At 28.8% G+C, this 3,804-nt stretch carries 8 protein-coding genes; all 8 read right to left on the bottom strand.

The features are described 5' to 3' along the window. Window positions 1-124: 124 nt before the first annotated feature. Complete coding sequence (locus HNR35_RS05570) at window positions 125-559, bottom strand: Mlp family lipoprotein (RefSeq protein ID WP_183224501.1); 435 nt, start codon at window positions 557-559, stop codon at window positions 125-127. Window positions 560-579: 20 nt separating this feature from the next. Continuing rightward, on the bottom strand, window positions 580-1,011 hold the full coding sequence (locus HNR35_RS05565; protein WP_183224499.1) for an Mlp family lipoprotein: 432 nt from the start codon (window positions 1,009-1,011) through the stop codon (window positions 580-582). A 149-nt stretch (window positions 1,012-1,160) separates the two neighbouring features. Continuing rightward, the gene (bdr, locus tag HNR35_RS05560) at window positions 1,161-1,835 is read right to left on the bottom strand and encodes a Bdr family repetitive protein (RefSeq protein WP_183224497.1); all 675 of its coding nucleotides are present in this window, start codon (window positions 1,833-1,835) and stop codon (window positions 1,161-1,163) included. A 103-nt stretch (window positions 1,836-1,938) separates the two neighbouring features. Beyond that, window positions 1,939-2,292 carry a BBA14 family lipoprotein gene (locus HNR35_RS05555; protein WP_006434308.1) on the bottom strand — a complete coding sequence of 118 codons (354 nt, stop codon included), beginning with the start codon at window positions 2,290-2,292 and terminating at the stop codon, window positions 1,939-1,941. After that, window positions 2,285-2,620 carry a BlyB family putative holin accessory protein gene (locus tag HNR35_RS05550; RefSeq protein ID WP_183224495.1) on the bottom strand — a complete coding sequence of 112 codons (336 nt, stop codon included), beginning with the start codon at window positions 2,618-2,620 and terminating at the stop codon, window positions 2,285-2,287. Before HNR35_RS05550 ends, HNR35_RS05555 begins: the two co-directional genes overlap by 8 nt. Next, the gene (locus tag HNR35_RS05545; RefSeq protein WP_183224493.1) at window positions 2,610-2,957 is read right to left on the bottom strand and encodes a BlyB family putative holin accessory protein; all 348 of its coding nucleotides are present in this window, start codon (window positions 2,955-2,957) and stop codon (window positions 2,610-2,612) included. Before HNR35_RS05545 ends, HNR35_RS05550 begins: the two co-directional genes overlap by 11 nt. Window positions 2,958-2,960: 3 nt before the next feature. After that, window positions 2,961-3,164 carry a holin BlyA gene (gene blyA / locus HNR35_RS05540; RefSeq protein ID WP_183224490.1) on the bottom strand — a complete coding sequence of 68 codons (204 nt, stop codon included), beginning with the start codon at window positions 3,162-3,164 and terminating at the stop codon, window positions 2,961-2,963. A 72-nt stretch (window positions 3,165-3,236) separates the two neighbouring features. Next, a partial coding sequence (locus HNR35_RS05535) for a DUF685 domain-containing protein (protein ID WP_183224488.1) occupies window positions 3,237-3,804 on the bottom strand: 568 nt, incomplete at its 5' end.

Here is a 3,804-nt window from a genome sequence, read left to right as displayed (position 1 = left end):
TTAAGAGGACCGCTTATGGCCCTAGCCCGCTATTATTCTTTAGTGTCTTAAAAGAAGAAAAACAATTTGATTATATATTTGCAGCGTAGCAATATTTTTAAAGCCCCCAAATAAGGGGGCTATATTATTGATCACATGTAGCATTTGTATTGCTTTTGAAATCATCTATACTGTTACCTTTAAGGAATTCTTTAACTGTTTCTTTAAAAGTTTTTTTCTGGTCATCTTTTCCAGTGCATTTATCAAGTTCACTTTTTATATGATCAAGTGCTTCTTTTATTTTGTCTTCATCATATCCCAAAAATTTATCAAATTCTCCTACATCAGTTAAAGCGGTTTTTAACCAATCAAGTTGTGTTTTTTGGTCTTCAGATAGCTTTTCTCTAAGAAGTTCTTCTTTAGATTTAGGCTTTTCTTGTTCGCTTAAATCACGTTTTTTCCTACTTTTTACTTCTTGGGTATTGTTTTTATTATTCTTCTTAAAAACATCATTATTATCGGAATTACAGCCATTTAGCATAATTAAAAATAAACAAAATAATATATTGATAATCTTCATTCTCCTCTCCTTTTTTATTATTAATTACCACTACCACATGTACTACTTGCTTGGTCTGTAAATTCGTCTATATCGCCCTTAAGGGCTCCTTGAACCGTCTGTTTAAAAGTGTTTTTTTGTTCATCTGCTTGATTTCCAGTACAGCTATCAAGTTCTTTTTTTATATGATCAAGTGCTTCTTTTATTTTGTCTTCATCATATCCCAAAAATTTATCAAATTCTCCAGCACCAGTTAAAGCGGTTTTTAACCAATCAAGGTGTTTTTTTTGATCATCAGATAGCTTTTCTCTAAGAAGTTCTTCTTTAGATTTAAGTTTTTCTTCTTTTGACTCTTCTTTACTTAAATCACGTTTTTTTCTAATTTTTGTTGTTTGTTGGGTATTGGTATCATCAGCATTACAGCCATTTAGCATAATTAAAAATAAACAAAATAATATATTTATAACTTTCATTATTACTCCTTTTTTTTTTATCTTCAGTACAATACATCAAGTAACAAAAAATATTCTTGTAATTATAGACCCTATTTTGAGAAATATTGCTGGTTGTTAGGGAATTGTTTGGAAATGATAAATTATATTTTGAGGATTCTTTGTAATTATTATTTGAAAAATCGCGTGATTAGCGATACAGCAACAGTGGTTATGATGGATATAGCAATAGGGACTACTACTATTGCCGCAATAGTTATTATTCTGTTGCTCACCTTGAGTTTTTCTGATAATACATTATTATTACTTTCCATTTTTTCTAATAATATTTGATTATTACTTTGCATATCTTTTTTAAGGTCTTGTGCCAAATTGGATATCTTTTTATCAAGATCTTGTGCCAAATTAGACATATCTTTTCTTAAATTCTTTTCTACAGTGTCAATCTTAGTATTTAAACCATCTATCTTAGTATTTAAATTCTTTTCTACAGTGTCAATCTTAGTATTTAAACCATCTATTTTAGCATTAAATTCATTCTTTATACCATCTATTTTGGCATCTAAATTCTTTTCTACAAAATCTATCTTAGTATTTAAGTTATTTTCTACAGAATTTATCTTAACAGTAAGTTCGCTTTTTACAGAATCTATCTTAGAAACAAGATTATCAAACTTTATCCCAAATTGTTTTTCTAGGTTTTCTAAATCTCTATATGTAAGTTCATTGTGATAATATCGTTTAGATAAATCTTGCGCTATTAGTTGCTCCATGCCCAATCTTATAAATTCATTGTATATTTGCTCTTCAGTTATACTTGAAGCATTTGTTAGCATTGGTTTCATAATATATTTCCTTTACAGCTTATTATACAACATTTTAGTTTGGTTAGCTTTAGATATTTTTACAGATAAAGTATAAGTTCTTGCAAGAACACTTATTTATAATTTACATTTTTAACTTAGAATACTGATTATAGACCTTTTTTGCTATGGGTTTTGTTTTTTTAATGTATTCTAAAAGCATTTTGATATTATATTTTATTGCAGTTATTGAGTGTTCGTCTTGTAGTGTTGATAAATCAGGATAAGTATATTCTGGATAATTTGGATCATTAACTTTTAATTTTGTTTTAGATAAAAATGTTATAAGGTACATAACATAATCTGATAGTTGTGACTCATATTTAGCCAAAGATCCTAGTGTTTGAATAATTGGTGGTTTTGGCTCGTCTGGTAGGCTAGCAATGGTGGTGCAACATAGTAGTAAAGTAAGCAATAAATAGTTAATCAGTTTAAGCATTTTCACCCCTTTTAAGGATATTAATATACTCCTTCATAATTTTATTGCGTTTTGCTTTTAGTGAGGAGATAATTCTTTTACTTTTATTACTAGAAATAGCCTCTATTATCTGGATATTGTATTTTAATATGTCTTGAATTTCTTCTAATATTTTTGTTGACTCGGCTGTTTCCATAGATTTTAGTGTGCTCATATATGTTTTGTAGAAAAAATCTATTACTTTGCTAAAAGTATTAATGTAATTATGATCTATGTTAGTATCAGTTTTAGCTATGTTAGTTAAGCTGGATAGTAAATTAAGCCCTAAGCTAATAGTGTTATTTTGCATTATGTGTTTCTCTCTTGTAGATAGGTTTTCCTTCTGGATTGAATTTCAGCTTGTTAGATATTTTTAGATTTTTTTCATCGGAATTAACTAGATCAATACATTGATTGATTTTCTCATTTATTGGAGCTAGTGTTTTAGCTATTGTTGGGGTTAATGCACTCTCAAGTCTTTCCATATTGGCCTTATAGATTAATGCGTAATGAGAATATAGCTCATAAACCAAAAAGAATCCTTTATGTGCAATTTCATCAAATTCATCTTCAAATTTAGAAAATATATCAATAAGGTTTGATAAAGACGTAAGTCCAAGCTCAAGATTATCTTTAGATAATTTCATAAATTAATCCCGTTTTTTAATATGATTATTCCCATTCCCATTCCCATTTTTAAAAAACTTACCTATGACTATAGATAATATGTCTTTTAATAACGGTTTTAAAAGAATAAGTACCCCGAGAACTAGTACTGTTACAAAAATCATTACGGCTATGAGTTTTATTTCATTTAGATTGATAAGAAGTTCTGTTATTTTAATAGTATCCATTTTTAATCCCCCATTTTAATTTTTTATTTGTACATATATTATATACCAAAACTATAATTTTTGCTAAAAATATTACAGCTTTAAGAGAACCGGGACGTTACCCCGTCTTTTTTGGACATACCATCCTTTGTACAGTGAGATTATACCAGTGAGAGTTTCGCTTGAAAAAACTAAATTTCGGTTACCTTCACTGTCAGATTCATCTGAATATCTTAGATATAAGAATCTACCTGATCTATTGTATTGATCTATGTCAAGTTCTATATCAAGATAAATGGGCTCATCATCATTATATTTATAAAAAATAAGAGTTGCACCCCTTGATTGGTCTAGATCTACTTGCAGTCTTTGATTTTTGTAGTCAGACGGATACAGTATCGTGTCAACAGGCGTGCTCAGATAAGCACTAAAGTCTGACGGCACCCCTAGTAATTGTTTGGGAACAGGTGTTTTTTGAATAGTTGAAGAAGACATTATCAAAAGATCGTCATATTTAGATAGAGTAGCAGATGATATGCTATCTGTAAGGCGCGATTTAATTTTACTAAAAAGGCTAGAAAGCTTATCAGAGTTATTGCTAATTAGTTTGTCAATTATGTTAGAGTAAATTTTTTCTACAAAAGATGTATCAGCTGCAAGT

It is taken from the genome of Borreliella spielmanii, assembly GCF_014201705.1.
Taxonomy (GTDB): domain Bacteria; phylum Spirochaetota; class Spirochaetia; order Borreliales; family Borreliaceae; genus Borreliella; species Borreliella spielmanii.
Note: the sequence above shows the minus strand (reverse complement) of the source record. Positions and strands in the feature narration are given on the sequence as shown.

What these genes read in the sequence shown, in the direction of transcription:
- HNR35_RS05570 (WP_183224501.1), bottom strand. Translation starts at nt 559, where the DNA reads ATGAAGATTATCAATATATTATTTTGTTTATTTTTAATTATGCTAAAT.
- HNR35_RS05565 (WP_183224499.1), bottom strand. Translation starts at nt 1,011, where the DNA reads ATGAAAGTTATAAATATATTATTTTGTTTATTTTTAATTATGCTAAAT.
- bdr (WP_183224497.1), bottom strand. Translation starts at nt 1,835, where the DNA reads ATGAAACCAATGCTAACAAATGCTTCAAGTATAACTGAAGAGCAAATA.
- HNR35_RS05555 (WP_006434308.1), bottom strand. Translation starts at nt 2,292, where the DNA reads ATGCTTAAACTGATTAACTATTTATTGCTTACTTTACTACTATGTTGC.
- HNR35_RS05550 (WP_183224495.1), bottom strand. Translation starts at nt 2,620, where the DNA reads ATGCAAAATAACACTATTAGCTTAGGGCTTAATTTACTATCCAGCTTA.
- HNR35_RS05545 (WP_183224493.1), bottom strand. Translation starts at nt 2,957, where the DNA reads ATGAAATTATCTAAAGATAATCTTGAGCTTGGACTTACGTCTTTATCA.
- blyA (WP_183224490.1), bottom strand. Translation starts at nt 3,164, where the DNA reads ATGGATACTATTAAAATAACAGAACTTCTTATCAATCTAAATGAAATA.